Source organism: Mesorhizobium sp. M7A.F.Ca.CA.002.15.2.1, from assembly GCF_003998715.1.
In the GTDB taxonomy this organism is placed as follows: Bacteria; Pseudomonadota; Alphaproteobacteria; order Rhizobiales; family Rhizobiaceae; genus Mesorhizobium; species Mesorhizobium ciceri.
This window is the reverse complement of record NZ_RZPI01000615.1, coordinates 1-3390: the sequence shown is the minus strand read 5'-3', so window position 1 is coordinate 3390 and position 3390 is coordinate 1. Positions and strand designations below refer to the sequence as shown.

Sequence of the window (3390 nt, the reverse complement as noted above, 5' to 3'; positions counted from 1 at the left end):
CCGGAAATGCGGGCGCTGGCCGAAGCGCTGCCGGCTGACATCAAGACGGAATACCGCGCCGGTGTCGAGGAGCTGAAGCCGGTGCTGCTTGCCGCGCTCAAGCCGGGTGACGTGGTGATGATCAAATCGTCGAAGGGCATCGGTTTTGCAAAACTGGTCGATGCGCTGCTGGGCAAATTCCCGGCTGAATCGACAACCAGAAAACAGACCTAGGTCGGGGGACGAAAGCGCATGTTCACACTGCTCGTCGATTTTGCGGACAAGGTCTCGGTCTTCAATGTCTTCCGCTACATCACCTTCCGCACCGGTGGGGCGCTGATCACGTCGGCGCTGATCGTCTTCATCTTTGGACCGACCATCATCAATTCGCTGCGGCTGCGGCAAGGCAAGGGCCAGCCGATCCGCGCCGACGGGCCGCAGACACATTTCAAGAAGGCCGGCACGCCGACCATGGGCGGGCTGATGATCCTGTCGGGCATCATCGGCTCGTCGCTTTTGTGGGCGAACCTGTCGAGCATCTATGTCTGGGTGGTGCTGCTGGTGACGCTGGGCTTCGGCTCGATCGGCTTTTACGACGACTATCTGAAGGTCACCAAGCAGTCGCATCTCGGCTTTTCCGGCAAGGCACGGCTGGCGCTGGAATTCGTCATCGCCGGCATCGCCGCTTGGGTGATCATGCACAATGGCCAGGCGCCGTTCTCGTCGTCGCTGACTTTTCCCTTCGCCAAGGAATTCATCGTCAATCTCGGCTGGTTCTTCATTCCGTTCTCCTGCTTCGTCATCGTCGGCGCCGGCAATGCGGTGAACCTGACCGACGGCCTTGACGGCCTGGCGATCGTGCCGATCATGATCGCGGCTGCCTCCTTCGGCGTCATCGCCTATCTCTCCGGCAACGCCGTGTTCGCCGAATATCTGCAGATCCATTTCGTGCCCGGCACCGGTGAACTCGCGGTCGTGCTCGGTGCGGTCATCGGCGCTGGCCTCGGCTTCCTCTGGTTCAACGCGCCGCCGGCGGCTATCTTCATGGGCGACACCGGCTCGCTGGCCATGGGCGGCCTGATCGGCACGGTCGCCGTCGCCACCAAGCACGAGATCGTGCTGGTCATCGTGGGCGGATTGTTCGTCGTCGAAATCCTGTCGGTCATCATTCAGGTCGGCTATTTCAAGATGACCGGCAAGCGGGTGTTCCTGATGGCGCCGATCCACCATCATTTCGAAAAGCTCGGCTGGACCGAAAGCCAGGTGGTGATCCGCTTCTGGATCATCGCCGTCATCCTGGCGCTGGTCGGCCTGTCGACCCTCAAGCTGAGATAGGAAGCCCTTTGATCCCCGCCGCATCCTTTTCAGGCAAGCGCGTTTCGCTCTTCGGGCTTGGTGGCTCGGGGATCGCGACGGCGCGCGCGCTGATCGAGGGCGGCGCGGACGTGCTGGCCTGGGACGACAATCCCGACAGTGTGGCCAAGGCCGCCATTGCCGGTATCGCGACCGCTGATTTGCGCGGCGCCGACTGGGCGAAATTCTCGGCCTTCGTGCTGTCGCCTGGTGTGCCGCTGACGCATCCCAAGCCGCATTGGACGGTGGAACTGGCGCGCGGCTCAGGCGTCGAGATCATCGGCGACATCGAGCTTTTCTGCCGCGAGCGGGTGCTGAGCGCGCCGACAGCGCCTTTCATCGCCATCACCGGCACCAACGGCAAGTCGACGACGACCGCGCTGACCGCGCACATCCTGAAAGCCGCGGGACGGGATGCCCAGATGGGCGGCAATATCGGCCGCGCGGTGATGACGCTCGATCCGCCCGAGCCCGATCGGCACTATGTCGTCGAGTGTTCGTCCTACCAGATCGACCTCGCGCCCTCGATCAATCCGACGGCCGGCATCCTGCTCAACCTGACGCCCGATCATCTCGACCGCCACGGCACCATGCAGCACTACGCCGCGATCAAGGAGCGGCTGGTGGCCGGCAGCGAGACGGCGATCGTCGGCATCGACGATTCCTGGTGCGCGCAGATTGCCGAGCGGCTGGAGCGGGCGGGGCGGCATGTCATCCGCATTTCCAAGCGCCTGCCGCTGACCGACGGCTATTTCGCCGATGGCAGCAATTTGATGGAAGCTGTGCACGGCCGTTACAGCCGTGTCGCCTTCCTCGAAGGCATCGGCTCCTTGCGTGGCCAGCACAATGCCCAGAACGCTCTGGCTGCGGTCGCCGCTTGCCTCAAGGTCGGGCTGGAGCTTGGCGAGATCCAGTCGGGGCTGGAAAGCTTTCCCGGCCTCGCGCACCGCATGGAGCAGGTCGGCCGCAAGGACCATGTGCTGTTCATCAACGATTCCAAGGCGACCAATGCCGATGCTGCGGCGCCGGCGCTGTCGAGCTTCGCGCGCATCTACTGGATCGCCGGCGGCCTGCCCAAGGAAGGCGGCATCGAACCCTTGCGCGGTTTCTACCCGCGCATCGCCAAGGCCTATCTGATCGGCGAGGCGGCGCCGGCGTTTTCGGCGACGCTGGGCGAGGCCGTGCCCTACGAGATTTCAGGCACGCTGGCCGCGGCGGTCGAGCACGCCGCGCATGATGCGGCTAAGGACGACAGCGGCGAGGCGGTGGTGCTGCTGTCGCCGGCCTGCGCCAGCTTCGACCAGTTCAAGAATTTCGAAGTTCGCGGCGAAGCCTTCAGGCAAGCTGCGAATGCTATCGAGGGTGTGAAACCCATCGGAGGGGCACGATAATGCAGAGCCGTCTCGACAAAAGTCCGGTTGCGACCTGGTGGTGGACGATCGATCGCTGGTTCCTGGCGGCGTTCCTGTCGCTGATGGGCCTCGGTATCGTGCTGTCCTTCGCGGCGAGCCCGGCGGTCGCCGAACGCATCGGCCTCGACAGTTTCCACTTCGCCACCAGGCAGATCATCTTCACCGTACCGGCGCTCGGCGTGATGCTGGCTGTGTCGTTCCTCGATTCCAGGCAGATCCGGCGCATGGCGCTGATCATGCTGTGCCTGATGCTGGTGCTGATGGTGGCGGTGCTCTACATCGGCGTCGAGGTGAAGGGCGCACGCCGCTGGGTGTCGCTTGCCGGCCTGTCGATCCAGCCGTCGGAATTTTTGAAACCAGCCTTCGTCATCATGTGCGCCTGGCTTTTCGCTGAGCACAAGCGCCAGCCCGACATTCCCGGCAATCTGTTCGCCATGTTGCTGCTGGTACTGGTCGTGTCGCTGCTGGTGGCGCAACCGGATCTCGGCCAGACCATGCTGACGACCGGCACCTGGGGCATCATGTTTTTCATGGCCGGGCTGCCCTGGCTGTGGATCGTTGCGCTGGGTGCCGCCGGCGTCGGCGGCGTTTTCGCCGCCTATACGGTGTTCCCGCACGTTGCCTTGCGCATCGACAAGTTTCTTAC

Annotated in this window: 3 protein-coding genes and 1 pseudogene; all 4 read left to right on the top strand. The window is 63.7% G+C overall.

Annotation, left to right across the window (positions count from 1 at the left end; translation table 11 throughout):
* Positions 1-213: pseudogene (locus ENZ74_RS26235) on the top strand (UDP-N-acetylmuramoylalanyl-D-glutamyl-2, 6-diaminopimelate--D-alanyl-D-alanine ligase); the annotation flags it as partial.
* A gap of 18 nt (positions 214-231) precedes the next feature.
* Entirely contained in the window at positions 232-1314 is a 1083-nt protein-coding gene (gene mraY / locus ENZ74_RS26230) for a phospho-N-acetylmuramoyl-pentapeptide-transferase (protein WP_013530954.1), read from the top strand.
* A gap of 8 nt (positions 1315-1322) precedes the next feature.
* Positions 1323-2723 carry a UDP-N-acetylmuramoyl-L-alanine--D-glutamate ligase gene (gene murD / locus ENZ74_RS26225; RefSeq protein ID WP_063168311.1) on the top strand — a complete coding sequence of 467 codons (1401 nt, stop codon included), beginning with the start codon at positions 1323-1325 and terminating at the stop codon, positions 2721-2723.
* The coding region (locus ENZ74_RS26220; protein ID WP_164761220.1) for an FtsW/RodA/SpoVE family cell cycle protein at positions 2723-3390 on the top strand (668 nt) is incomplete at its 3' end. The genes murD and ENZ74_RS26220, both read left to right, overlap by 1 nt.

What these genes read in the sequence shown, in the direction of transcription:
- mraY (WP_013530954.1), top strand. Translation starts at nt 232, where the DNA reads ATGTTCACACTGCTCGTCGATTTTGCGGACAAGGTCTCGGTCTTCAAT.